This is a genomic window from Pandoraea pneumonica (assembly GCF_049918595.1).
Taxonomy (GTDB): Bacteria; Pseudomonadota; Gammaproteobacteria; order Burkholderiales; family Burkholderiaceae; genus Pandoraea; species Pandoraea pneumonica_A.
Window position 1 is genome coordinate 26191 of sequence record NZ_JBNCRZ010000005.1, and the last position, 24329, is coordinate 50519.

Annotated in this window: 17 protein-coding genes; 10 read left to right on the forward strand and 7 right to left on the reverse strand. The window is 64.2% G+C overall.

Annotated features, from left to right (window positions below):
* The first annotated feature begins 85 nt into the window (after positions 1-85).
* From ACPWR9_RS20220 to ACPWR9_RS20230, 3 genes are all read left to right on the forward strand, one after another.
* The gene (locus ACPWR9_RS20220) at positions 86-1327 is read left to right on the forward strand and encodes a cytochrome c (protein ID WP_426300626.1); all 1242 of its coding nucleotides are present in this window, start codon (positions 86-88) and stop codon (positions 1325-1327) included.
* A 64-nt stretch (positions 1328-1391) separates the two neighbouring features.
* Positions 1392-2075 (forward strand): helix-turn-helix transcriptional regulator, encoded by a 684-nt coding sequence (locus tag ACPWR9_RS20225; protein ID WP_150681687.1) that lies wholly within the window; start codon positions 1392-1394, stop codon positions 2073-2075.
* 135 nt (positions 2076-2210) lie between these two features.
* Entirely contained in the window at positions 2211-2588 is a 378-nt protein-coding gene (locus ACPWR9_RS20230) for a VOC family protein (protein WP_426300009.1), read from the forward strand.
* Positions 2589-2591: 3 nt separating this feature from the next.
* Here ACPWR9_RS20230 and msrA read toward each other — a convergent pair whose 3' ends face one another.
* From msrA to msrB, 3 genes are read right to left on the reverse strand one after another with little or no spacing between them, the layout of a single operon-like run.
* Complete coding sequence (gene msrA, locus ACPWR9_RS20235) at positions 2592-3332, reverse strand: peptide-methionine (S)-S-oxide reductase MsrA (RefSeq protein ID WP_426300011.1); 741 nt, start codon at positions 3330-3332, stop codon at positions 2592-2594.
* 20 nt (positions 3333-3352) lie between these two features.
* Entirely contained in the window at positions 3353-5233 is a 1881-nt protein-coding gene (locus tag ACPWR9_RS20240) for a cytochrome c biogenesis protein DipZ (protein ID WP_426300013.1), read from the reverse strand.
* 53 nt (positions 5234-5286) lie between these two features.
* Complete coding sequence (gene msrB / locus ACPWR9_RS20245) at positions 5287-5898, reverse strand: peptide-methionine (R)-S-oxide reductase MsrB (protein WP_426300015.1); 612 nt, start codon at positions 5896-5898, stop codon at positions 5287-5289.
* A gap of 163 nt (positions 5899-6061) precedes the next feature.
* Here msrB and ACPWR9_RS20250 point away from each other — a divergent pair, with 163 nt between their 5' ends.
* Both ACPWR9_RS20250 and ACPWR9_RS20255 read left to right on the forward strand, forming a co-directional pair.
* Positions 6062-6805 (forward strand): response regulator transcription factor, encoded by a 744-nt coding sequence (locus ACPWR9_RS20250; protein WP_150681683.1) that lies wholly within the window; start codon positions 6062-6064, stop codon positions 6803-6805.
* Positions 6802-8295, forward strand: a complete 1494-nt coding sequence (locus ACPWR9_RS20255; protein ID WP_426300017.1) for an ATP-binding protein — start codon at positions 6802-6804, stop codon at positions 8293-8295. The genes ACPWR9_RS20250 and ACPWR9_RS20255 overlap by 4 nt, the downstream gene beginning before the upstream one ends.
* Here the strand turns inward: ACPWR9_RS20255 and ACPWR9_RS20260 are convergent.
* Positions 8279-9364 (reverse strand): hypothetical protein, encoded by a 1086-nt coding sequence (locus ACPWR9_RS20260; RefSeq protein ID WP_426300019.1) that lies wholly within the window; start codon positions 9362-9364, stop codon positions 8279-8281. The genes ACPWR9_RS20255 and ACPWR9_RS20260 overlap by 17 nt on opposite strands.
* A gap of 108 nt (positions 9365-9472) precedes the next feature.
* On the opposite strand from ACPWR9_RS20260, the gene ACPWR9_RS20265 reads away from it, so the two are divergent.
* Positions 9473-10096: a DUF4157 domain-containing protein gene (locus tag ACPWR9_RS20265; RefSeq protein WP_426300021.1), complete on the forward strand. Its 624-nt coding sequence runs from the start codon at positions 9473-9475 to the stop codon at positions 10094-10096.
* Between the two features lie 12 nt (positions 10097-10108).
* On the opposite strand, the gene ACPWR9_RS20270 is transcribed toward ACPWR9_RS20265, so the two are convergent.
* Together ACPWR9_RS20270 and ACPWR9_RS20275 are read right to left on the reverse strand one after the other, a co-directional pair.
* Positions 10109-11995, reverse strand: a complete 1887-nt coding sequence (locus ACPWR9_RS20270) for a 7TM diverse intracellular signaling domain-containing protein (RefSeq protein ID WP_426300023.1) — start codon at positions 11993-11995, stop codon at positions 10109-10111.
* Positions 11996-12087: 92 nt separating this feature from the next.
* Positions 12088-12819, reverse strand: a complete 732-nt coding sequence (locus tag ACPWR9_RS20275; protein ID WP_426300025.1) for a response regulator transcription factor — start codon at positions 12817-12819, stop codon at positions 12088-12090.
* A 325-nt stretch (positions 12820-13144) separates the two neighbouring features.
* Between ACPWR9_RS20275 and ACPWR9_RS20280 the strand changes: the two genes are divergently transcribed.
* Positions 13145-19330: an autotransporter outer membrane beta-barrel domain-containing protein gene (locus tag ACPWR9_RS20280; protein ID WP_426300027.1), complete on the forward strand. Its 6186-nt coding sequence runs from the start codon at positions 13145-13147 to the stop codon at positions 19328-19330.
* Between the two features lie 75 nt (positions 19331-19405).
* Here the strand turns inward: ACPWR9_RS20280 and ACPWR9_RS20285 are convergent, their stop codons facing one another.
* Positions 19406-20416, reverse strand: coding sequence for a serine hydrolase (locus tag ACPWR9_RS20285; protein ID WP_426300029.1), 1011 nt, complete (start codon positions 20414-20416; stop codon positions 19406-19408).
* Positions 20417-20851: 435 nt separating this feature from the next.
* Between ACPWR9_RS20285 and ACPWR9_RS20290 the strand changes: the two genes are divergently transcribed.
* From ACPWR9_RS20290 to groL, 3 genes are all read left to right on the forward strand, one after another.
* A complete protein-coding gene (locus ACPWR9_RS20290) occupies positions 20852-22117 on the forward strand; it encodes an isoprenylcysteine carboxylmethyltransferase family protein (protein ID WP_426300031.1) in 1266 nt (421 codons plus the stop codon).
* A 214-nt stretch (positions 22118-22331) separates the two neighbouring features.
* Positions 22332-22622, forward strand: coding sequence for a co-chaperone GroES (locus tag ACPWR9_RS20295; protein WP_426300033.1), 291 nt, complete (start codon positions 22332-22334; stop codon positions 22620-22622).
* A 49-nt stretch (positions 22623-22671) separates the two neighbouring features.
* The gene (groL, locus tag ACPWR9_RS20300; RefSeq protein WP_426300035.1) at positions 22672-24318 is read left to right on the forward strand and encodes a chaperonin GroEL; all 1647 of its coding nucleotides are present in this window, start codon (positions 22672-22674) and stop codon (positions 24316-24318) included.
* Positions 24319-24329 lie beyond the last annotated feature (11 nt).

The following is a 24329-nucleotide window of genomic DNA, read 5'->3' on the forward strand; positions in this document are numbered from 1 at the left end:
GGCGCTGTTGCTTGCCGCATGCAACGATTCGAATTCGCCCAAGCCGCCAGACCCGTCGCAACCGCCGCAGCCCAAGACATCGATGATGCCGTCGCTCGTCACGAGCGCGATGGCGGCCGATGCACCGGCATCTGGCGCCGCAGCGGCCAATGCCTCCGGTGCGACTGCCGTCGTGATGCCGCAGGGCAGCCCGGCGTCGCCCGACGTGATCGCGCGCGGTAAGTACCTTGCCCGTGCGGCCGATTGCGCGGCTTGCCATACCAGTGCGGACGGGGCGCCGTTCGCCGGTGGTGTGCCGCTCAAGTCGCCGTTCGGCACGTTCTACGGCACGAACATCACGCCGGACAAGGCCAACGGCATCGGCAACTGGACCGCCGACGATTTCTATCGCGCACTGCACGATGGCAAGGCACCGGACAAGGTCCTGTATCCGGCCATGCCGTACACGTCGTATCGCCAGATGACGCGCGCGGACAGCGATGCGATCTACGCGTATCTGATGTCGGTCAAGCCGGTGGCGGTGGCCAATCGGAAGCACGATCTTTCGTTCCCGTACAACATGCGCTTCGGCATGCGCTTCTGGGACTGGATCTTCCTCAAGGACACGCTGCCTGATGCGTCGAAAGGGCAGTCGGCGGATTGGCTGCGCGGACGCTATCTGGCCAACGCGCTGGGCCACTGTGCCGAATGTCATACGCCGCGCGGCACGTTCGGGCAGCTCGATGGCGCGAAGCCGCTGGGTGGTGCTGCGCTCGCGCGTATCGCTGCGCCGGATCTGACGCCTGAAGCGCTGGCCGCACGCGGCTGGACGGCGAAAGACTTGCAGACGTTCTTCGGCACGGGGGTCGCGCCGCAAGGCTCGGCCTTCGGCGAGATGTATCCGGTGGTGCACTTGAGCACGCAGTACCTCACGCCGGACGATCTGCGCTCGCTCAGCACTTATCTGCTGGGCGATGCGGCGCCGGAACCGAAGCCGCTGCCGACGAACCCCGACACGAGCAAGCTCGTGGCAGGGCGCAATATGTACCTCGCCGTGTGTGCCGGTTGTCACGCCGCCGATGGCACGGGCAAGCCGCACGTGGCCGTGCCGATGCTGGGCAATTCGACGGTGCGTCAGAAAGATCCGCGCAACCTGATCATCGCGATTCTGGATGGGATCGAGCCGCAGAAATTCCCGGGGCTCGAAGCGATGCAGGACATGCCCGGTTTCGACAAGCGCCTGACCGATGCGCAGATCTCGGAACTGACCAACTACCTGCGCGTGGCGTATGGCGGTCAGCCCGGCGATGTGAACTCGGAAATCGTCAAGCAACTGCGTCAGAAGTAATGCCCCGGATGAAGGTCGGCACCCCAGTGCCGGCCTTCATGCGAACTGGCGCATAATGCGCGCCATGTCTCGCACTCAACGCCTTTTCTCCCTTATGCAACTGCTGCGCCGTCACCGGTACCCGGTGGCGGGGGCGGCGCTCGCCGACTCGCTCGGCGTGAGCTTGCGCACGCTCTATCGCGACATCGCTACCTTGCAGGCGCAAGGCGCGCATATCGAAGGCGCGCCGGGGCTCGGCTACGTTCTCAAGCCGGGTTTCCTGCTGCCGCCGCTGATGTTCTCCGAAGAAGAAATCGAAGCGATCGTGCTCGGCTCGCGGTGGGTTGCCAATCGCACCGACGGCGCACTGGCCGATGCCGCAGGTAATGCGCTGGCGAAGATTGCCGCGGTGCTGCCTGCCGATTTGCGCGCGTCGCTCGAAGCGTCGACGTTGCTAATCGGCCCGGGTGATCCGCTGCCACCGATGACGGTCGACCTGACTGTCATTCGCGAAGCGATCCGCACCGAGCGCAAGTTGCATCTGGCGTATCGCGACGAAGCCGGAAAAACGTCGGAGCGCGTGATCTGGCCGTTCGCATTGGGCTTCTTCGAGCGCGTGCGCATGGTGGTGGCATGGTGCGAGTTGCGCGATGGCTTCCGCCATTTCCGCGCCGACCGGATCGAGTCGATGACGGTGTCCGAGGCGCGTTATCCGCGTGGGCGGCGCACGTTGCTCAAGGCGTGGCGGGAGACGACGGGGCGGCAGTAAATACGCGAATGGCTGGCATGTCGGCTACTGACAAAAACTGACAGCATCTACTTCTACGATATGGCCAATGACGACGCACGCCGAGGTGTTGCGAGCGTGTGATACGTCAGTTATCCAAATCGACAGGAGCTAGTCATGCCACATCCCAATATGGTCATTCTGTATGTCGCGAATCCGCCGGAGAGCGCCGCGTTTTACGCCGATTTGTTCGACCTCGAGCCGGTCGAAACGTCGCCGGGTTTTGCGCTTTTTGTGTTCCCGAATGGATTGAAGCTGGGCCTGTGGGCGAAGCACACGGTGGTGCCCACCGTGATTGCGCCGCCGGGCGGCAGCGAAGTGGTGCTGCCGGTGGCGTCCAACGCTCACGTGGACGCCACCTATGAAGACTGGTCGGCACGCGGTATCGCGATTCTGCAAGCGCCGACGACGATGGACTTCGGGCGTACGTTCGTCGCGTCCGACCCCGACGGGCATCGTCTGCGCGTGTACAAGCTGGCAGACGAGCCGAAGTAGGCCTTAGGACGCCGAGGCCGTCTTCACCAACACCGGCGTGTCGCGATACATCGTGGGGAACAGTCGCTTGAGGTCTTTTACCTTGGGCAGATCGTTGATCACGATGTACGGATACGTCGGGTGTTCGGTCAAAAAGTCCTGATGGTAGCCCTCGGCGGCATAGAAGCCCGTGTACTTCTCGACCTTCGTGGCAATCGGCTTCGAGAACGCATGCGACGCGTCGAGTTGCGCGATGTAAGCCGTCGCAACTTGACGCTGCGCATCGGTCATCGGGAAGACGGCGGAACGGTACTGCGTGCCGCTGTCGGGGCCCTGACGATTGAGCTCGGTCGGATTATGTGCGACCGAGAAGTAGATTTGCAGCAGCTTGCCGTACGACACCTTCTGCGGATCGAACGTGACTTCAACCGATTCGGCATGGCCGGTGCTGCCCGAGCTGACGGTCTCGTAATCGGCGGTTTTTGCCGTACCGCCCGCGTAACCGGACACCGCCTTCGTCACGCCCTGCACATGTTGGAAGACCCCCTGTACCCCCCAGAAGCAGCCGCCTGCAAAGACGGCCGTCTCGGTGCGTGCGCCAGTGGCCGGTTCGTCGAGCTTCGGCGCGGCGATCGAGACGGCGGGCTCAGCGCCGAAGGCGTAGGCGCCAACCTGCCAGGTGAGGACGCCGGCGGCGACGGCGGCGGTTGCCAGGAACGTGCGGCGCAGTCCGGAGGCGATGCGTTGCGAATGTGACTTGTTCATGTGAAAAACTCCCGATTCGATCAACCGAAGGTGAAGGCGTAGGCCGACACGCCCGGATCCAGAAACTCGATGCTGAAGGTGCGATCGCTCACGTCGCCGGACTGGCGCACAAGCTGATATAGGCGCTGCGAGGTGACGGTGCCCGTGCCGTCGGCGGCGACGTCGGTGCCGTGGGCATCGCCCGGCGCCTGACCGTCGACCGTGACGCGAAAGCGCACAGGCTTGCCGTTGGCGTCCGGGCCGAGCACCAGATGCAGGTCACGGGCATGGAAGCGGTAGACGATGCGGGCACCGGCTTGAGTGGCAGTGGCGTGTTCCGCGCCGACCATCCACGACCCGCCAAGGCCCCATGCGTTGAGCGAGGGCATCGATGGTGCGCGATAGTCGGTGGCCTGATTGCGTACGGCACCGCCCGGCGAGGCGAAGTTTTCTGCGCGCTCGTAGCCGACGTAGGTCTCCGGCGAGCGCACGTCGCGCATATCGGCCGCCTGTTGAATGCCGCTGGCTTGCACGTCGGCGATGTTGCTCGCGACTTGCTTGGCACCGGCTTCGCGCAGCAGTTGCTGGATCACACGCTCCGATTCGGCATAGTTGCCTTCGCCGAAGTGGTGATAACGCACGCGTCCTTGCGCATCGACGAAGTAATGCGCGGGCCAGTACTGGTTATTGAAGCCGCGCCAGATCGCGTAGTTGTTGTCGATGGCGACCGGATAGTCGACGCCGAGGTCTTTCACCGCTTTCTTGACGTTGCCGATATCGCGCTCGAAGGCAAACTCCGGCGCGTGCACGCCGATGACGACAAGGCCCTGATCGCGATACTTCTGCGCCCATGCCTTCACGTACGGCAACGTGCGCAGGCAGTTGATACAGGAATACGTCCAGAAGTCGATGAGGACGACCTTGCCGCGCAATGCCTCGGCCGTGAGCGGCGGCGAGTTGAGCCACTGCACCGCGCCGTCGAGCGAGGGCAACTGGCCTTCGACCGGCAGCGGGGCGGGTTCGGTGGCTGCGGTGCGCGTCATCGCGTTGCTGGCCGCCATCATGGCCGAGCCGCTATTGGCGTCGTTGCCACCGGTATTGTTGGCTTGCGGTGCATCCGAGGCATTCGCGCCATTCGCGTCATTCGCGCCATCCGTACCGTTCGGTCCATTGCGGCGCGCGCCGAGCTGATCGACCAGCTTTTGCTCGATGCCGCCCGTCGAGGCGGTCGAGAGCTGCGCCAGCGCGCCCGTGTCGAGCCCGAGGGCAATCGCGGCCACACCCGCGAGCATCAGACCGCCGAGCACGCGGCGAATCCACTCGCCTGCGCCAAGCGAGCGTTTCATGGCGGAAAACACACGGCCACCGACCAGCAATGCCAGCGCGAGCGACGTAGCGGCACCGGCGGCATAGGCGAACAGCAACAGCGTCGTGCCGATGCTCGCCCCTTGCAACGCAGCCCCCGTGAGCAGCAGTCCGAGGATCGGGCCAGCGCACGGCGCCCACAGCAAGCCCGTGGCAATGCCCAGCAGGAACGACCCACCGGGGCGGGCGCCGGATGCGGTGGTATCACCGGTCGAGGCGTCGCCTTGCGCCGACTGCGACAGCCGGTCGCCCAGCGAGACGAGCGGATGGGTCAGGCGTTCGGCGAGTTTCGGGAACAGCAGCGTGGCGCCGAACAGCGCAACCAGTGCGAGGGCGAGCCGGCGGCCGTATTGGTTCGCTTGCACAACCCAACTGCCGCCCACGGCAGCGAGGGTGGCCACGAGCGCGAACATCAGCACCATCCCGGCGAGCATCGGCAGCACGCTGCGCGAGAACGACTGGCCCGCGCGCGAGAAGACGAACGGCAAGACCGGCAAGATGCATGGACTGACGATGGTCAGGATCCCGCCAAGATAGGCGAGGATGAGCAAGGTCATGAAAGCGCTCCTTTAGCGAGATCCGGCGGGGCCGGGGGTGTTCTTGTTAGATATCAGGCGGGTTGCGGGCGGAATGTCATGGCCAGCCCGTTCATGCAGTAGCGCAGGCCGGTCGGCTTCGGCCCGTCGTCGAAGACGTGGCCCAGATGACCGCCACAGCGACGGCAGTGCACTTCCGTGCGAATCATCCCGAAGCTGGTGTCGGTGTGGGTGCCCACGGCGTTATCGAGCGGCGTCCAGAAGCTCGGCCAGCCGGTATGGCTGTCGAACTTGGTGCGCGACGAGAAGACCGGCAACGCACACCCGGCGCAGAAGAAGGTGCCGGTGCGGTGTTCGTCGTTGAGCGGGCTGGAATAAGGCCGCTCGGTGCCTTCCTGACGCAGAATTTCGTACTGGGCGGGCGTCAGGCGCTTGCGCCATTCGGCGTCGCTATAGGCCACTTCGAAGTGGTCTGGCTTGCTGGCACCCTTCGCGTCGTCGGCCCGGGCCGGGCGCACCAGGCGGGGCACCAGCCCGACGGCTACCGCGGCCGCGGCCGCCGTCGTGCTGAGCAGAAACACGCGGCGCGAGGTCGTCTGGCGCTCGCTGGAGGCCGCATGGGCCGCCGGGGCAGACGGGGCATCATTCTGAGACGTTTGGGATGGCTTGTTGCCGGACAACTTCATGGCATCCTCCGGTGGGTGGCCCGATAGTGGATCGATGACTGAAGGGTAGTGCGTCCGTGATGGCTAAGTCCTCACGTAAGATTAAACAATTCGTGATACCTCGCGCGGCCCGAACTGCGCACAATGAGGTCTCCAAGACCCACTTTCCGGAGCTGTCCCTACGATGGATTCGCCGCGCCGTGTCCTGCTCGTCGAAGACGACGTGCATATTGCCGACCTGCTCACGCTGCATCTGCGCGACGAGCGCTTCGAGGTCGTGCACGCCGCCGATGGCGACGAGGGCCTGCGCCGCCTGTCCGAAGGCGGTTGGGATGCCCTGATTCTCGACCTGATGCTGCCCGGTGTCGATGGCCTCGAAATCTGCCGCCGCGCGCGCGAAATGACGCGCTACACCCCGATCATCATCACCAGCGCCCGTGCGAGCGAAGTGCACCGCATTCTCGGGCTGGAACTGGGGGCGGACGACTATCTGGCCAAGCCGTTCTCGGTGTTGGAACTCGTCGCGCGGGTCAAGGCGCTTATGCGCCGCGTGGACGCGCTGGCCCGCAACGCGCGCATGGAAGCGGGCAGCCTCGCCGTGGCGGGGTTGTTCATCGACCCGATTGCCCGCGAGGCGACGCTGGGCGGTAAGTTGCTCGACCTCACGCCGCGCGAATTCGATCTGCTGTATTTCTTCGCCCGTCAGCCGGGCAAGGTGTTCTCGCGCATGGACTTGCTCAATGCCGTCTGGGGGTATCAGCACGAGGGCTACGAGCACACCGTCAACACTCACATCAATCGCCTGCGCGCGAAGATCGAAGCCGATCCCGCGCAACCGGCCCGCATTCTGACGGTCTGGGGGCGCGGCTACAAATTCGCGAGCGATGCGTCGTCCGACGGCAATTCGACCGACGCAGGGGCGGCATGATGCGCAAATGGAATCTCACGCTCACCCAGCGCCTGTCGCTCGTCTTTGCAGCGCTGCTGCTGGTGTGCTGCGGCACGTCGGCATGGTTGCAGGTGCGGGCGAACCGCATGCACGAGGCCGAAGTGATTCAAGGGCTCTCGCGCGGGCTCGCCGAGCATATCGCCGCCAATGCGCAACTCATGGACGCCAACGGCATGAAGCCGGACGCTGTGCGGCGTCTGTTCGGACAACTCATGGTGGTGAACCCCAGCGTCGAGGTGTATCTGCTCGACGAACAGGGCCGAATCACGGGGCATGCCGCGCCGGAAGGGCATCTGCGGCGCACGCAGATCGATCTCGCGCCGGTGCATCGGCTCATCGATGGCGAAGCGTTGCCGATTTATGGCGACGACCCGCGCAACACCGATGTGCGCAAAGTCTTCAGCGCCGCGCCACTGCGCGTGAATGGGCAGGAGGTCGGCTACATCTATGTCGTGCTGCTGGGCGAAGCGCACGATCGCTTCGCAGCGCGCGGCGCAACGAGTGCCGCGCTCAATACGGCGCTGTGGTCGATTGGGTTGGTGGCGGCCCTGTGCCTGATCGCCGGTCTGGCGGCGTTTGCGTGGATTACGCGGCCGTTGCGGCGTCTGACCGATACCGTGCGTGAGTTCGATATCGACGCGGCGCCCGCGCCATTGCCCGCCGTGTCGGCCGATGAACTGGCGTCGCAGCAGGCCCGGCCGAACGACGAAATCGTGGTGCTCGAACGCGCCTTCCGGCAGATGGTGGACCGGCTGGGTGAGCAATGGCGCACGCTCACGCGCCAAGATCAGGAGCGGCGCGAGTTGATTGCGAATATCTCGCACGACTTGCGCACACCGCTCTCGTCGTTGCACGGCTATCTGGAAACGTTGTCGCTCAAGGACGCCACGCTCGCGCCTGCCGACCGGCGGCGCTATCTGGGCATTGCACTCGACCAAAGCCGCAAGGTGGGGGCGTTGGCGCAGTCGCTGTTCGAGTTGGCGCGTCTGGAGCACGGTTTCGTGCAGCCCGAGGCCGAGCCGTTCTCGGTGACCGACTTGATTCAGGACGTGTTCCAGAAGTTCGAACTCAGCGCCGAATCGCGAGGCGTGGCGCTGCGCGCGCAACTGGCGCCGCAGGTGCCGACGGCGCGCGCCGATCTGGGCTTGATCGAGCGCGTGTTTACCAATTTGCTGGAAAATGCGCTGCGCTATACGCCGTCAGGTGGCGAGATTGTGGTGGCGGTAGCGCCTGCGGGGACGGAGATTGAAGTGCGCGTGAGCGATACCGGGCCGGGCATTCCCGAGAGTGCGCGCGAAGGGCTCTTCGAGCGGCCCTTCACCGTGGGTGGGGCGCGGCGCGAGGGCGGCTTGGGCCTGCGCATCGTGCACCGCATTCTGCAACTGCACGGCCGCCGTATCACGCTGGTGGAAACGCCGGCCGGCCAGACGGGCCGGGGCGCGACGTTCCGCTTTACTCTGCCGACGTAAGTTTGCCTGCTGCGACTGGTGTCGGTGCGGCATCGAAATAGGTCAGTTTGCGCACGAAGACGTTGGCAAACGGATCGACCTTCTCGCCTGCCGTCGACGGCGAGGTAATCACCACGCGCACCACGTTGCCGCGCTTGTCGTGGCGATAGTGATATTCCGACACATGGCGCTCGCCGGTGGCCGCGTCGGTGCGCGTGACGCGTACGAGTTCGTGACGCGGCGAGTATTCCGAGACTTCGTTATCCCACGCGAGCGGCAACCACTGGCCGTCGATATACGCCGCGGCGCCGGTGTCGCGCACGATACGGCTGCCATCGGGTTTGCGCTCCACGTTGGCGAATGTGCGATAGGAAACGACTTTGGGCGCGGTGCGCACCTTGCCGTCGGCAGTGACGATCTGACGGGCCTCATTCGGCGCTTCCCACTGGCGCGACAAGACAAAGCATTCGTCGTCGAACAGGCGTGCTTGCAAGCTGCCTTGGCGGCGATGGTGAGTGCCGTTCGCGCCGACGAGAATGCGGCGGGTCCACTCGACGTGGTCGCCGTCCTGACGTACTTGTTCCTTCCACGTGCCGCGCTTCGTCGCACCGTTCACGATCCACTCATCGGCACCTTGCCACGCCACCGACGCGCCATCGACGCTCAGCAGCCGGCCATCGGCGGCGTACGTGTAGCGTCCGCGGTCGGTGCTGGCGAGCAAGTGCCCCTGCGGGTCGAAGTCCATCACGAAGCGGTTGCCGTTATCGAGCGGGCCGACCTTGCCGGTGGCACGGTCGTAGCTGGCAATAAAACGGGTCTCTTCAATACGGCGCACCCCAGCAGGGATGCCGCCGAAGTTGCGCATCAGATCGTCTTCTTCGCGCAACGACGTTTGGACGCACCAGGGCAGCGGGGCAGGCTGAACGCCCGCAGCGTTGGTGGCGTTGTCGGCAGCAGACGTGGTGGCCGGGGCGCTGGCAGAGGCTGCCGGCGGGACGTCTTGGCGCGTCGGGCGCGGCGCGCTGGCGGCGCAGCCGGCGAGCAGAACGGCCAGAGCGAGAGAACCAAGAGCAGGACGCGCGGAGAACACGGATCGGACAGGTCGGACAGATAAAGCGGACGTCATCGCGAAAGGTTGCCGGAGAAATTTTTCCCCGATTGTACCGGCTCTGTGTGACGTGTTCCCGGCTTCGCCCAGATGGCGTCGGCGGGTGCGGGCGCTAAGTATTTGTTTTTGTTGCGATTGGCCCGTATTATTGCCGAGGCGTTTCGACCAAAAAATGGTGTTTCCCCGGGGATGAATATGGGCGAGCGGATCAGAAAACCAGCGGCGTCGCACGACTCGGCGCGTGTTGTGCAGGGCAAGTTGCTCGGCGACGGGCGGGGTCCCGGGTTCGAAGACAATCGTCCCGAGGCTGAAGGGTTGCGCCAACTGCGGGCCATGACCGATAACAGTCCGCGCATGGTCGCGCAACGCCAGGCGCAAGCGCCGATCAATCAGACCGGCATGCCCGATTCACTCAAAGCCGGCGTCGAGTCCCTGTCCGGAATGCGGATGGACCACGTGCAAGTTCACTACAACTCGTCGGCTCCGGCACAGCTCAACGCCCATGCTTTTGCGCAGGGCAGCGACATCCATCTGGCCCCCGGACAGGACGCGCAACTGCCGCACGAAGCCTGGCACGTCGTGCAGCAGGCACAGGGCAGAGTTCAGCCAACGATGCAGATGAAAACCGGGGTTCCGATTAACGACGACGCCGACCTCGAACGCGAAGCCGATGAGATGGGCGCGAAAGCCCTCGCTGTCGACCCTATGCAATAGTGCGGCGAGCGTTTAGGCACTGGCGGCGGCGCCATCGCGTGCGCGCGCTATTTCCACCGACACCTGTAGCACCGTCCACGCATTTTCACGCGTCAATGTCATCGTGCCGCCCAGGCGCTGCGCACGTCGGCGCATGCTGTGCAATCCCGCGCCCTCGCGGTGCGGCACCGCGTGCTCGTGCCCGATGTCGAATCCGATACCGTTATCTTCCACACGCAAGGTGATCCGTTTGCCGTCACGGTCCGCGTGATGGCGCACGTCAATTTGCACGCGGCTCGCGCGGCTGTGTTTGAGCACATTCGTGAGCGCTTCCTGAAGAATGCGCAATAACTCCAGCGATTGCGCGGCACTCAACTCGCACGCGTCGATGCCGTCGAGCCGCCAGTCGCACTCGATCTTCTGGCTCTCGAACAGCACGGTGATCCGGTGTCGCAACGGCGCAATTTGTTCCGCGAGCGTGAGCCCGCCGCTTTGTTGCGTCGCTGCCGTATCGATGACGATGCGCAACTCGTCGCGCAATTCCTTGAGCAACCCAAGAAAGCGCTCCGGCGGCAGCGTATGCGGGGCGTGTTCGATGGCGGCAATACTCGACACCAGTGCGCCGCCCAAGCCGTCGTGCAGGTCGTGGGCGAGGTCGAGCCGCTCGGCAAGCCGGGCGTTCACCACTTCCAGTTCGTGCTGACGATTGAGCGTGAGCGCCAGCTCGTCGCGCGCGTTATCGATACCGACACGCAATTCATCATTGAATCGCTCGATGCGGCGGGCGTTCTCCGCAAAACGACGGGCCAGCACGATCGCCATGCCGATCATCAACACCTGCGACGTTTGCGCGGTGTAGTAGACGTTGGACGCCAGCACGCCGAAGAACACCAGAAAGTCGTGTGTGCCGGCGATGACGAAGGTGAGCGCACACAGCGACACCACGCGTTGTTCGAGTTGCCGCTCCCGCCACGTGAGCGCGAAGAGCAGCAGACAACTGGCGAGATACGTCACGCCCGGAATGACGGCCCAAATCGCGCGCGTGGTCTCGATGCTCTGATGCGGCATGACGACGAGCCACCCCGCACCGATGCCGAAAGTCGTCCACATCGCCGTCTCGATGCGTGGCATTCGGCGGCCGCAAAAGCGCAGCACGAACATCGCGAAGCATCCGCAATACGCGAGAAAGGCGATCGAGACGAACACCTCCCACGCATCGTTGTTCGTGAATGGCCACGGGCGCGTCGCGACCTGATTGACGGCATAGAGCCACCAGGTGAACGACATGGCGCTGAACCAGCCGTAAGCGGTTTCCGCGCGTCGATACAACCAGAGGGTGAGGACGAAGACGCCTAGCGTGACGGTGATCGCCAGACTAAAGAGTTGCAGATCGCGCCGCACCCATTGCTCGCGCTCGTAGCGTGCGTGAATGTCGGCAGGGGCGCCGCCCACGACGGGGCCGAGTCCTGGGCTGTAGGCGGATAAGCCGGACACACGCACGAGCAGCGTGTTTAGGCCCGGTCGTAAGGCCGGGGCTTCGACGACCCAGTAACGCGGCGTATTCCACGCGCGGGTGAGCGGTTCGACCAACGAATCGTCGCGCGAAAGCAAGCTGCCGTTCAGATACACGGCCCCCGCCATATTCAGATACTCAAGCAGCAACCCGCGCGCCTGTACGGGGGCGGGCTCCTGCCATGTCAGCCGATACCAGACGACACCGTCGTAATGCGGCCAGCGTTGGCGCCAGACATCGGGCAGCGTGACACGCTCCCAGCCGACGTCCGGCGGTTGCGTGGCGTGCCAGCCGTCGTTGGCGCGCACGGCTTCGATGCGCTCGAAGGTCACGGGGGATACCGCGGCCCCCACGTCGGCGGGCTGCGCATGGGCGTTGCCTACGAGCAGACAGAGCAGTCCAAGCACGCCCAGCAGCGCGAGACGATGCCGTACTCGAAACCGTGCAAAGCAAGGGAGGATGGGGGGCAAGACGCGAGGCGCGAACCGTTGCGCCAGCGTCAGGGCAACAAGCCAAACGTACGGGCTTCGAACACGGCCTGCGTGCGCGAATTGACGGCCAGCTTCTTGTAGATGTTCTTGATATGGCATGCGACCGTGAGACTTGAGATAGAGAGCAACGCTGCAATCTCGCGGTTCGTCATGCCTTTGGCGACGAGCCCGAGAATCTCGATTTCTCGCGGGCTCAATGCCGGTGGCGTGTCGGCCGCAGGCGGCCGGGACTGACTGGCGGTGCTGGTCGCCGGTTCCTGTGCTGCCTGTGCCGGTCGCGTTGCACCGACAAGGCTCAGGATGTGTCTGGCCACAAACGGATCGATCGGCGCGCCCCCGCGCAACGCGCTGCGAATCGATAGCGCGATCTCCATGTCGTCGCGCTCCTTGAGCAGATACCCCGTGGCGCCGGTTTGCAGCGCGCCCACAATGATCTGCTCAGTACTCCACGCGGAGATTACCAGAATCGGTAATGCCGGATCGCGGGCATGCAGCTCGCCGATCAGCTCGATGCCGCTGCCGTCGGGCAGCCCGACATCGATGAGCGTGAGCGCGAACGGCTGCTCGGCAAGAATTGCGCGTGCCTGCGCCAGACTGCCCGCCACATGTACCGCGTCGTCCGTATAGCCAAGGGACGTGAGGATGCTGCGCATGCGCGTTTGCGTCGCGGGGTCGTCTTCGACGAGCAGCAACGGTCCGGGCAGAACCGGCTCGGCAACAGCAGATGTGCTGGGAGACATGGTGGCGCTATCGGCGCGGGCGAGCGCAGTAAGAGGGTGAACAGGAAAGCACACGGACGAACAAGTTTCGCAAAACTAGCACACCCGTGTCGCGGGCAGCCATCCCCGAAACAGGGGATGGGCGACGTGCGCACCATCACTTACTCAATTCGGGGGATGGTGCGCGACCGGTCGGTAGTGCTACGTTTCTCCCACAATACCCGCGCCGCACAACTCGCATAACAACGCAGCGGCGCGACCTGTCAATCGGCATACGGTTCGACGTACGGGGGAAAGCGTAGTGAGCGTGCAGGGTAAAACATCCCGGGGGGCAGCACCGCTTCGCATGAAAGCGCTATGCAGCGTGGCGGGCGTCGTGCTCGCTGGCCCGGCGCTTTCACAGACCCAGACCCCACAGACCCCGCAAACGTCGGGGCCGCTGTTTCTCGACTATCGCGGCGCTACCGGTGGCTGTTGCCACAATTCGAATGGTTTCGACGGCGCGCCGGGGCAAATCGATGTCGAGCGCACCCTCACCAACCTCACGATCCGATCGACCCATGGCGCGACCGGCGTCGCTGTCGACGTGAGCGGCGGCAACGGCGGCAATGGCGATTCCAACGACGACAACAACGGCACCGACCACTGGGGCGGCACCGGCGGATTCGGCCGCATCGTCGACTTCGGCCTGACCAACAGCACAGTCACGAGCAATGGCGCTGGCGTCTCCGTCCTCTCCAAAGGTGGCGATGGTGGCCTTTGGGGCAACCGGGCCAACGGGAACGGCAACGGCGGCAATGGGAATTTTGCTCGGCTGACGTTGGTGGGCGGTTCGGTGAGCGCAATCGGCTACGGCCTGTCCGCACAGTCGATCGGCGGTAACGGTCAGCGCAGCGCCATTCCCTCGTATGCCGGTATTCAGCCGGGCTTGAATGCTGGCGTGGGCGGAAACGCGGGCGACGCCAGCGTGGTAGTGCGCGGTGCCGCCAACATCTCCGTCACCGGCAGCGGCGGCGCTGCGATTCGCGCGGAGTCGCTGGGTGGACAGGGCGGGCTCGGTGTCGACGACTCGGAGAGCGGCTATGTGCTCTCGGGCTGGGGCGGCAACTCGGGCAATGTCACGGTTGCTATCGCCGACGGTACCGTGACCGCGCACGGCACCGGTGAAGTGGGCGTGCTCGCGCGCTCGGTCGGCGGCAATGGTCCGGCGGGCGCAAGCACCGACGTGAAAGGGTCGAACGGCGGCAATTCGGGGCAGGTGACAGTTAGCAACGGCGCGGCGATCACCACCGATGGCAGCAACGCCCCCGGCATCGCCGTCTACAGCCTTGGCGGTAACGGCGGCGATGGCGGCGGTGGCGTGACCGGCAGCGGTTTTACCGGTGGCGATGGCGGCACACCCGGTGGGGCATCGGTCACCAACACCGGCACAATCGCCACACAGGGGCTCGGATCGGCGGGCATGCTGGTGGCCGTAGTCGGTGGCGCGGGCGGCAACGGCGGTGCGGCTGGTCCATGGTCAGGCCATGGCGGCAACGGCGGCGGTGGGGGCAATACCGGGAACTTGGCCGTCACTATCAGCAACGACGGCTCGATCATGACCTCGGGGAAAGATGCGGTCGGCATGCTTGCGCATGCCGTAGGCGGTGGCGCGGGGTCGGCCGACGTCAGTCAGGGCCTGATGAATATCGGTGGCGGGGCGGGCGGCAACGGCGGGCAGGGCGGCAATATTCAGGCCGAGAGCGACGGCTCGATCTTCACCACGGGCGACCAGAGCCCGGCGGCGCTGATTCAGAGCATCGGTGGCGGCGGCGGCCATGGTGGCGATGCCGACACCACCGGCATCATCGTGGGTATCGCGACGGGTGGGCGTGGCGGTGAGGGGGGCGCGGGCGGCAATGCCACGATGGGCGTGGGCGGAGCGATTTCGACGACTGGCGCAGGTTCGGCGGGCGTCGTCCTGCAAAGCATTGGCGGGGGTGGTGGCGCGGGTGGTTCGTCGAGCGCGATCACGGTCGGGGTTGGGCTGGGCGTGTCGGTGAGCCATGGCGGCGCTGGCGGCGGCGGGGGCGCGGGTGGCCTCGCTCGCCTCACGCTGGACGACAGCAGCAGTATCACCACGCAAGGCGCCGCCAGTGACGGGGCTGTGGTGCAAAGTATCGGCGGCGGTGGCGGTTATGGCGGTATGGCGAGTTCGGCGGCCATCACCATCGCGCCCGATCTCGGGCCGGAAATTCCCACGGCGACCTTGAGCCCTCACTACACAGCAGGCGGCAGTGGCGGAAACGGCGGCATCGGTGGGTTTGCGCAGGTCGACAACTCGGGCGGCGTGTGGACGCAAGGCGACAAGAGCGTCGGCATTCTGGCGCAGAGCATCGGCGGCGGCGGTGGCGCGGGCGGCAGTGCTGCCGCAGCGTTGCGCTCGCAGACGATAGCCGCCGCAGGCAGCCGGTTCAATGTCAGTGTGGGCGTCTCGCTCGGTGGCTCGGGCGGCGACGGCGGTTACGGGGGTGTCGCGACCGTCACCAACGAGATCTCCGGCAGCGTCGCGACGCTGGGCGATCACGCGTCGGGCATCGTTGCGCAAAGCGTCGGCGGAGGCGGGGGAAGCGGTGGCATCGTGCAGCAGGAAACGGCACAGTCGTTTTCTGCAACGCTCGGGGGGCCGAGCGCGGCACTGGGTAGTTTGAAGTCGCTGACCAATTGGCTGGAGAGCGGCAGCAAGGGACTCAAGGTGTCGTTCGGTTCGCTGACGGTGGGCGTCGATGTCCGTGTCGGCGGCTCGGGCGGGAACGGCGGCGACGGCGGCGGTGCGAGCGTCTTCAACAAAGGGCAGGTGACGACGGCGGGCGACGGCGCTGCCGCCATCGTCGCGCAGAGCATCGGCGGCGGGGGCGGACAGGGCGGCTCGGCGGCCTCGACGAGCGTGTCGAGTCTGATGTCCAGCATCGACAACTTATTCGCTGTTGCGGCGGGAAAGGTCGGCTCGTACTTCGATCTGTCGCCCAACGTCGGCACGAATGTGGCCGTTGGTGGATCCGGTGGCAGCGGCGGCAATGGTGGCCCAGTGAGCATTGCCAATTCGGGCTTGCTGAGCACGAAGGGTTTCGCCTCCCCGGCCATCGTCGCGCAAAGCGTCGGCGGTGGCGGCGGTGCCGGTATCGCGACTGCACAGAATCTCGAAGCGTTTCTCGCCAATTGGTCGCCAAGCGACGCCCCGGGCATCGTCAACGAAGTGACGCGCATCGTCGATCTGCTGGGATCCAATCTCGCGAGCGCACAACACAACGTCAACGTCAGCGTTGGGTCGCAAGGCGGCAGCGCTGGCGTTGCCGGTCAGGTCAACGTGGATGTGAGCGATCCCGCCAGCAATATTCAGACCAGCGGCGACAGCTCGCCCGGCATTCTCGCGCAAGGCATTTCAGGCGGTGGCGGCATGGCCGGTGCTACCAATTACACGTTCGGGCCAAGCGCCTTTAGTGCGGCTGCTGGCACATCGGCCCCCGCATTGTCGTTGTCGCTCGGCGCCACCTACGCAGGCAATCTGGCGAGCCTGAATACTGCGCCGTATCCCGTCATCGTGAAAAGTGGCGGCGTAATCGCTACGCAGGGGGCCGACGCGAGCGGCATCGTCGCGCAGTCGATCATCGGCGGTGGCGGCGCCGCGTCCGTTGGCCTTAACGGCAACGCGAGCACCCGGCTGGCGGACGGTCAGCAAACTGCCGCACCGGTCATCACATTAGGCAGCACCTTGAGCGGTTTCATGTCGCCCACGCTGATGCGCGGCGCGAGCGTCGACGTGGCCAGCGCGGGCAGCATCTACACCAGCGGCGCGCTTTCGCACGGCATTCTTGCGCAGTCCGTCTCGGGCGGTGGCGGTGTCGCCGGGTTGAGCGCGGATACGTCGATGAGCGCCTTGCTCGCGGGGGCTGCTATCACATTGGGCGCGTCGCAGTCGGGGACTAACAGTCTGCTCGCCAACGCCGGGAGCGTGTCAGTCGATCTGTCTAGCGCCACAGGGACGGCCAATTCACCCACGGTGATTGCCACGCAGGGCGCGCTGTCGTTCGGTGTGCTTGCGCAAAGCGTCGGCGGGGGCGGCGGCTATGTCGCGCTCACGAGCGGTGGTGCACCGTCCGCGCTGCCCATCACGCACCTGACACTCGGCGCCCAGAACGATACCGGGGGCACCGGGTCGGACGTGGCCGTGACAGTGGGCAAGAACGTCGCGGTGCAAACGCAGGGACAGAATGCGCACGGCATCGTTGCGCAAAGCGTGGGCGGGGGCGGCGGTATCGCCGGTCTTACGACGGCGCCGGGACTCGTGACGCTGGCGTCGGTGAACAACACGTTCAGCGTCGCGGGGGCTAACGACGGCGGCACCGTCGAAGTGACCGTGGATGGCAGCGTTCGTACTACGGGCAATGGTGCAGCGGGCGTGCTCGCACAAAGTGTCGGCGGCGGCGGTGGTCTGGCGGGCGATGCGGCCGCCGTGACCTATGGCCTCGATATGATTCGCGCCGCCAACGTATCCGGCGCGGTGGGGGCGGGCAACACGGTTCGCGTCGATGCGTCGGGCAGCGTCGTGACATACGGTGTGAATGCGCCCGCCATTCTCGCGATGAGTCTGGGCGGTGGTGCCGTGTTCACGGATGGCGGCGTGATGCTGAAGAACCCGCCGAGCGCGAGCGGGAATGCCGGGGGCGAGATCGATGTGAACGTGCAAGCCGGTGCGACCGTGGCGGCCATGGGGGCAGGGTCTCCTGCGATTGCTGCGATCAGCGCGGGGAACGGTGCAGGCAGCGGCATCACGATGGAGGGCAAGCCAATCAGCATCACGGTTGGCAAAGGCGCGACCGTTGTGGCAAACGCGACCTCGGGCACCGGCATTCTCGCCATCAATACCGACGGTGTGAACATCGACAATGCGGGTACCGTGTCGGCGGCAACAGCCATTGCATCGCTGGGCAAAGCGAGCGTGACGAACACAGGCATCGTGCAAGGCAATGTGCAGCTGACGACGGACAGCACCTTCGTCAATCAAGTCGGAGGCGAGTTGCGCACGGCGCAGAGTTTTTCCGCTGGGCAACTCCAGAACTACGGCACGGTCAGCCCCGGTGGTGCTGGCGTGTTTCAGGCATCGCATCTCTACGGCGGGTTCTCGCAGACCGGCACGGGCGTCTACGCCCCCGATCTCGATTTCACGCATCACAACAGCGACTTTCTGGATGTGTCCGGCCCCGTGACGTTCGGCGGCAGCGTTGTGCCGATTCTGCATAACCCGGTGAAGGACATCTGGCTCGGCATTGGTCACTTCGATCAGGCACCGACCGGAGAAGTGGCAGTCGCCAAGAGCACCGCACTCGTCTTCAGCTATCAGATGAAAAACAACGGCGGCGGCACGCAAGATCCGCTGATTTCCGTCGATGCGAATTTCCGGCCACAAGGCGTGACACTCAACGCGAACCAGACGGCGTTTGCCAACTTTCTGCAAACCGGCTGGGACATGGGCCGGGTGGACGCCGGGCCGCTCTTTCAGCCGTTCGCGAACGTGGCCGACGCGGCGTCATACCGCAAGGCGCTCGACGTGCTCTCGGGCGCCGCAACGCTCATGCGCGCCGGATCGCGCGGGCACGAGAACTACGACTTCCTGAACCGGCTGATGAGTTGCCCGCAGTTCGAAGGCACGGGTACGCGACTGACTGAAGGCAGTTGCGTCTGGGGCCGGGTGATCGGCACGCGTGCCGACCGGTTCGATACGGCCGACGATGTCGGCTTTCGCAGCCAACAGGTGACGTATCAGTTCGGTGTGCAGAAGGAGATCGCCCCTGATTGGTTCTTCGGTGGCTCGGCCAGTTATGTCGTGACCCATGCGCGCTCCTCCGATCGCTCGCTCGATGTGTCGAGCGACGGCTTTCGCGGCGGTATGACGCTCAAGCATCAAATGGGACCGTGGCAAATCGCGTTGGCGGTGCTGGGCGGTTATGAAAGCGGCACGCAGAATCGGACGATCGATTATCCGGAGGCGAATGCACGTGCGACGAGCCAGCCCGACGCGTTCTTTGTCGGTGCACGTTCGCGCTTGTCGTATCAACTGAATTTCGCCGACTGGTATGTGAAACCGTACGCCGATCTCGACGTCGTGTACGACCGTAGCGGCGCGTACCAAGAGACGGGGGCCGGTGTGCTCGATCTTGCGGTGCAAAGTCAGGGACGTACGACGGCGGTACTCAGTCCTGCGATCGAAGTCGGCGGCCGCTTCGATTATCGCGGTGTGACGCTGCGGCCCTATCTGTCGCTCGGGATGAGCTTCGCGTCGCGGGGCGATGTGAGTACCGAGGTGTCGCTGGTGCAGTTGCCCAGTGCGCCGTTTGTCATCTCGTCGTCGCAGCCGCGCGCCTACGGGAATTTTGCCGTGGGCGTGGAGTTACTTTCCGGCAAGGGGTTGGAGATGCGTGCCGAGTACAGCTTGCGCACGGCACCCTCGCAGACGGTGCAGAGCGCGGCGTTGCGGCTTGCCAAGCACTTCTGACGTGATGCAATGACAAAGGCCTGCCCTCGCGAGTCGCGAGGGGCAGGCCTTTGTCGTTTCGGGTGTGTTGCGCGATCAGCCGACGGCTTTCGCAGCGGCCTTCAAAACGTCACTCGCTGCTGTGATGAATTCGCCCGTGCGTTCCACGCTCGTTTTGCCGTCGAGCCAGTTGGAGGTAAAGCAGAACGTCACCGGGGTCTTGCCGACGAGCATTTCGCCCGCGAAGCACAGCGCGTGGAAGTTCTCCCAATCCAGACTGCCGCCCTTGCCGTAAGCGAGCAGGCCGTCGGGTACGGCCATCCATATGGCGTCGGCCATGGCCGAAATGCGTTTGAACTCGACGAGCGACGACGGCTGCTTGAACAACTTCCCGCGCAGCACCTGCCGATACCAGCGCACGAGATCGGTGGCGGAGCTCGTCATCGTTTCGTGGTCGTTGATGACATCGGTGCGAGGTTTCAGGCCGAGGTCTTCGTTGCGTTCGAGCTTCTGCATGCCAGCCCAGCCGAGATCGGTGCCCGGTTCTGCACCAGCGAGATACGAGAACAGTTTGCGCGTGGAGTCCGGAATGCGTGCCGTCGTCAGCCCTTGGCGGCGGACCAGTTCGCGCACGCGATCCGGACCAACGGCGGCGAGCGAGATATCGGTGCCGAGGTTATCGCTGTGCGAAATCATGGCTTCGAGCGCAGTGCGATATTGGGTTTGCCCGGTCAGTCCGATCAGTACGGGACTGCCCGGCGTGCGCACGCTGTCGTTCACGTCGCAAAGCTGGGTGGCCTTGAGCTGATTGCGGCCTGATTCCACGTCGAGCAGAAACTGCCCGAGGATGTAGGTCTTGACCGCGCTGCCGACGAACAGCGCCCGGTCGGGTTCGTAGGCCGCTTTCCAACCGCCCGTGGGAATGTCTGCCAGCACGAGGCAACCCGTCGTTTGCGGGGCGAGGGCACCGAAGCGGCGTACGGCAGCATCGAGATCTGCGCGACCGGCTGCGGTGGCGTTGGTGGCAGAGGCGAGCAGGGCTGGTGGAGCCAGCGAGACGGCGGCGAGTTGCAGGGCTTGCCGTCGGGTCGGGCGGAAGGACGTCATTGCAAATGTCTCCTGAGCGTGAGGATGAACATGAAGCGTGAGTGCCGCATGTTGAAGCCCGTGAAGCCCCTGAAGCACTGCGGCGAAGTCGAGGCTGACGTTAGCATGCGGCCCCGGCCTTGACGATCCCCTCTTTTGAGTAGCGCGGGTGCGACGCTGCCGATAAGGGCCGTAGCGGATTTCACCCGTGCCAAGCTATGATGGCGCTGGGCGGCGGGCACGCGTCGCTCGTAGTTGTCGAGCAGGCCTAGGGGGAGCAGCCCCTAGTAAGTTTGGGTGGATGGAACGGGCAACATCGAATCCCCGTAGGCTCACCGAACGGACGATATGGCGGACGACACGAAGGACGCTTTGACCGGCGCTGCGAAAGACACCGCATTAGGCACCGCATTAGGCACCCCATTAGGCACTGCACCTGGAGGCCCGAATGGACCGGTGGCAGCGCTTCCGCGCTCGGCGACGCACGGCTTGGTTGCCCTCAGCGGCTTGCTGGCCTTTCTCTTATCCCTGACGCTCCTGCGCCTCTACCGCCCCTTCGGCAACGATGTGGTGGCCTCGGCGCTGTTCATGATCGGCATGACTGCGGCGGTGCTGCTGGTGGTCGATTTTCTCTGGCAGAAGCCGTACCGCCGAACCTCGACCGGCATGAGCTTCGAGCGCAACACGCCGTCGTGGTCGCGCACGCTGTTCAAGTTCGCCGGATTGCTGGGCAGTCTCGGGTTCGTCGCGCTGCTCTATTGGCTGTTTCCCGAGTATCACGGCGACTTCTACGATCGCTATTACCGGATGCTCAGTTGGATTTTGCCGCCGTGGGTGCTACTGGCGGTGCCGTACCTGCGTTTCGTCGATCGCCGGATGCCGCAACCGCTCGACGGCTATTGGCACCTCGGTCAGGTGGTGACATTGCAGTGGAGCTGTGTGGACGGCCGTATCGTGGGCCAGCATCTGCTGGGCTGGGTGGTCAAAGGGTTCTTTCTGCCGTTGATGTTCGGTTATCTGTGCGATGACCTCAACCGCTTCATGAACGCGGACTTCACACAACTCACCGGTTTTCAGGCTTGGTACGACCTGCTGTACGGGCTGTGCTATTTCATCGACGTGGGGCTGGTGGCGATGGGCTACCTGCTGACGCTGCGCGTGGCCGATACGCACTTGCGTTCCACCGAACCGACGATGCTGGGCTGGGCCGTGGCGCTGGTTTGCTACGAGCCGTTCTGGTCGCTGATCGGGCGTCAGTACCTGCACTACGAGACCGGCTTCGCGTGGGGGCAGTGGCTGTGGGGCTCGCCGCCGCTGTATGTTCTCTGGGGTTGCGCGATTCTGGCCCTGACGATGATCTACGTCTGGGCCACGATCAGCTTCGGCGCGCGTTTCTCCAACTTGACCCATCGCGGCATCATCACCAATGGTCCCTATCGCTGGACGAAGCACCCGGCGTACGTGGCGAAGAATCTGTCGTGGTGGCTGATCTTCATCCCGTTCATCGCGCAAGGCTCTGCCGGTGAGGCACTACGGCACTGCCTGCTATTGCTCGGGGTCAACGGACTCTATGCGATGCGGGCATGGACCGAAGAACGGCATCTGTCGCGCGACCCGGTGTATGTGGCCTATGCCAAGTGGGTCGATGCGAATGGGTTGTTTCGGTTTCTCCCCGCGTGGCCCTTGCTGGGCGGGCGTCAGCCGGTGCAGAGCACTGGTTGAGTGGGTTCAGATTAGGGTTCAGATTAGGGTTCCAATCAGGTTCAAGCCAAAGAATATTCACCTCCGGGAAAACCCCGCGTCTTGAAATCGTAAAACCCCGTCCCTATAATTAGCACTCGTTGGCGTAGAGTGCTAACGTCATGAATTCACCAAATATGCAAAATTTTGCATATACCGTTTTGACGATCTCACTGAGAGAAAAGAGGAGCTTGTAATGAACCTTCGTCCCTTGCATGACCGCGTTATTGTCAAGCGCCTGGACAACGAAACGAAGACCGCATCGGGCATCGTTATCCCTGAAGCCGCCGCTGAAAAGCCGGATCAGGGCGAGATCCTGGCAGTCGGCCCGGGCAAGAAAGACGATCAAGGCAAGTCGATCGAACTCGACGTCAAAGTGGGCGACCGCGTTCTGTTCGGCAAGTACGCCGGTCAAAGCGTGAAGGTCGATGGCCAGGAACTGCTGGTCATGCGCGAAGAAGACATCATGGCCGTTCTGGTCAAGTAAGACTGTCTCCCCCAGACATCTTTCGTAAAGAATTCAAGGAGTTATTGCAATGGCAGCTAAAGAAGTCGTTTTTGGCGATTCCGCTCGTGCCAAGATGGTCGAGGGCGTCAACATCCTCGCAAACGCCGTCAAGGTGACCCTGGGCCCGAAAGGCCGTAACGTGGTGCTCGAGCGCAGCTTCGGCGGCCCGACCGTGACCAAGGACGGTGTGTCGGTCGCCAAGGAAATCGAACTCAAAGACAAGCTCCAGAACATGGGCGCGCAAATGGTCAAGGAAGTCGCTTCCAAGACCAGCGATAACGCCGGCGACGGTACCACCACCGCAACGGTGCTGGCTCAGTCGATCGTTCGCGAAGGCATGAAGTTCGTGGCTTCGGGCATGAACCCGATGGACCTGAAGCGCGGTATCGACAAGGCCGTTGCTGCCGCCATCGAAGAACTGCGCAAGATCAGCAAGCCCTGCACGACGAACAAGGAAATCGCACAAGTCGGCTCGATCTCGGCCAACAGCGATACCTCGATCGGTGACTACATCGCCAAGGCGATGGACAAGGTCGGCAAGGAAGGCGTGATCACCGTCGAAGACGGCAAGTCGCTGCAAGACGAGCTGGACGTTGTCGAAGGTATGCAATTCGACCGCGGCTACCTCTCGCCGTACTTCATCAACACCCCGGAAAAGCAAGTCGCGATCCTGGAGAACCCGTTTGTCCTGCTGTTCGACAAGAAGGTCTCGAACATCCGTGACCTGCTGCCGGTGCTCGAGCAAGTCGCCAAGGCTGGCCGTCCGCTGCTGATCATCGCCGAAGACGTCGAAGGCGAAGCCCTCGCAACGCTGGTGGTCAACAACATCCGTGGCATCCTGAAGACCTGCGCCGTCAAGGCCCCGGGCTTCGGCGACCGCCGCAAGGCCATGCTCGAAGACATCGCCATCCTCACGGGCGGCCAAGTCATCGCTGAAGAAATCGGCCTGACGCTGGAAAAGGCAACGCTCAATGAACTGGGCCAAGCCAAGCGCATCGAAATCGGCAAGGAAAACACCATCATCATCGACGGTGCCGGCGAAGCTGTGAACATCGAAGCACGCGTGAAGCAAATCCGTGCCCAGATCGAAGAAGCCTCGAGCGACTACGACCGTGAAAAGCTGCAAGAACGCGTGGCCAAGCTGGCCGGCGGTGTTGCCGTGATCAAGGTCGGTGCTGCCACCGAAGTCGAAATGAAGGAAAAGAAGGCACGCGTTGAAGACGCGCTGCACGCTACCCGCGCTGCCGTGGAAGAAGGCATCGTCCCGGGCGGCGGTGTTGCTCTGCTGCGCGCTCGCGTGGCTGTGGCCGACATCAAGGGTGCTAACGCCGACCAAGACGCCGGTATCAAGATCGTTCTGCGCGCGATGGAAGAACCGCTGCGCCAGATCGTCACGAACGGCGGCGAAGAAGCCAGCGTTGTTGTGGCTAACGTGATTGCCGGTAAGGGCAACTACGGCTACAACGCCTCGACCGGCGAGTACGGCGACCTGGTGGAAATGGGCGTTGTGGACCCGACGAAGGTCACCCGCACCGCACTGCAAAACGCCGCTTCGGTGTCGGGCCTGCTGCTGACGACCGACTGCGCCGTTGCTGAACTGCCGAAGGAAGATGCTCCGATGGCCGGCGGTATGGGCGACATGGGCGGTATGGGCGGCATGGGCATGGGCATGTAAGTCTCGCAAGA

Bases quoted from the DNA above. Each gene is read 5' to 3' on its own strand.
- ACPWR9_RS20280 (WP_426300027.1), top strand. From the start codon at position 13,145: ATGAAAGCGCTATGCAGCGTGGCGGGCGTCGTGCTCGCTGGCCCGGCG.
- ACPWR9_RS20230 (WP_426300009.1), top strand. From the start codon at position 2,211: ATGCCACATCCCAATATGGTCATTCTGTATGTCGCGAATCCGCCGGAG.
- ACPWR9_RS20295 (WP_426300033.1), top strand. From the start codon at position 22,332: ATGAACCTTCGTCCCTTGCATGACCGCGTTATTGTCAAGCGCCTGGAC.
- msrB (WP_426300015.1), bottom strand. From the start codon at position 5,898: ATGAAGTTGTCCGGCAACAAGCCATCCCAAACGTCTCAGAATGATGCC.
- msrA (WP_426300011.1), bottom strand. From the start codon at position 3,332: ATGAACAAGTCACATTCGCAACGCATCGCCTCCGGACTGCGCCGCACG.
- ACPWR9_RS20265 (WP_426300021.1), top strand. From the start codon at position 9,473: ATGGCGTCGGCGGGTGCGGGCGCTAAGTATTTGTTTTTGTTGCGATTG.
- ACPWR9_RS20220 (WP_426300626.1), top strand. From the start codon at position 86: ATGCCGTCGCTCGTCACGAGCGCGATGGCGGCCGATGCACCGGCATCT.
- ACPWR9_RS20275 (WP_426300025.1), bottom strand. From the start codon at position 12,819: ATGTCTCCCAGCACATCTGCTGTTGCCGAGCCGGTTCTGCCCGGACCG.
- ACPWR9_RS20240 (WP_426300013.1), bottom strand. From the start codon at position 5,233: ATGACCTTGCTCATCCTCGCCTATCTTGGCGGGATCCTGACCATCGTC.
- ACPWR9_RS20255 (WP_426300017.1), top strand. From the start codon at position 6,802: ATGATGCGCAAATGGAATCTCACGCTCACCCAGCGCCTGTCGCTCGTC.
- ACPWR9_RS20285 (WP_426300029.1), bottom strand. From the start codon at position 20,416: ATGACGTCCTTCCGCCCGACCCGACGGCAAGCCCTGCAACTCGCCGCC.
- groL (WP_426300035.1), top strand. From the start codon at position 22,672: ATGGCAGCTAAAGAAGTCGTTTTTGGCGATTCCGCTCGTGCCAAGATG.
- ACPWR9_RS20250 (WP_150681683.1), top strand. From the start codon at position 6,062: ATGGATTCGCCGCGCCGTGTCCTGCTCGTCGAAGACGACGTGCATATT.
- ACPWR9_RS20225 (WP_150681687.1), top strand. From the start codon at position 1,392: ATGTCTCGCACTCAACGCCTTTTCTCCCTTATGCAACTGCTGCGCCGT.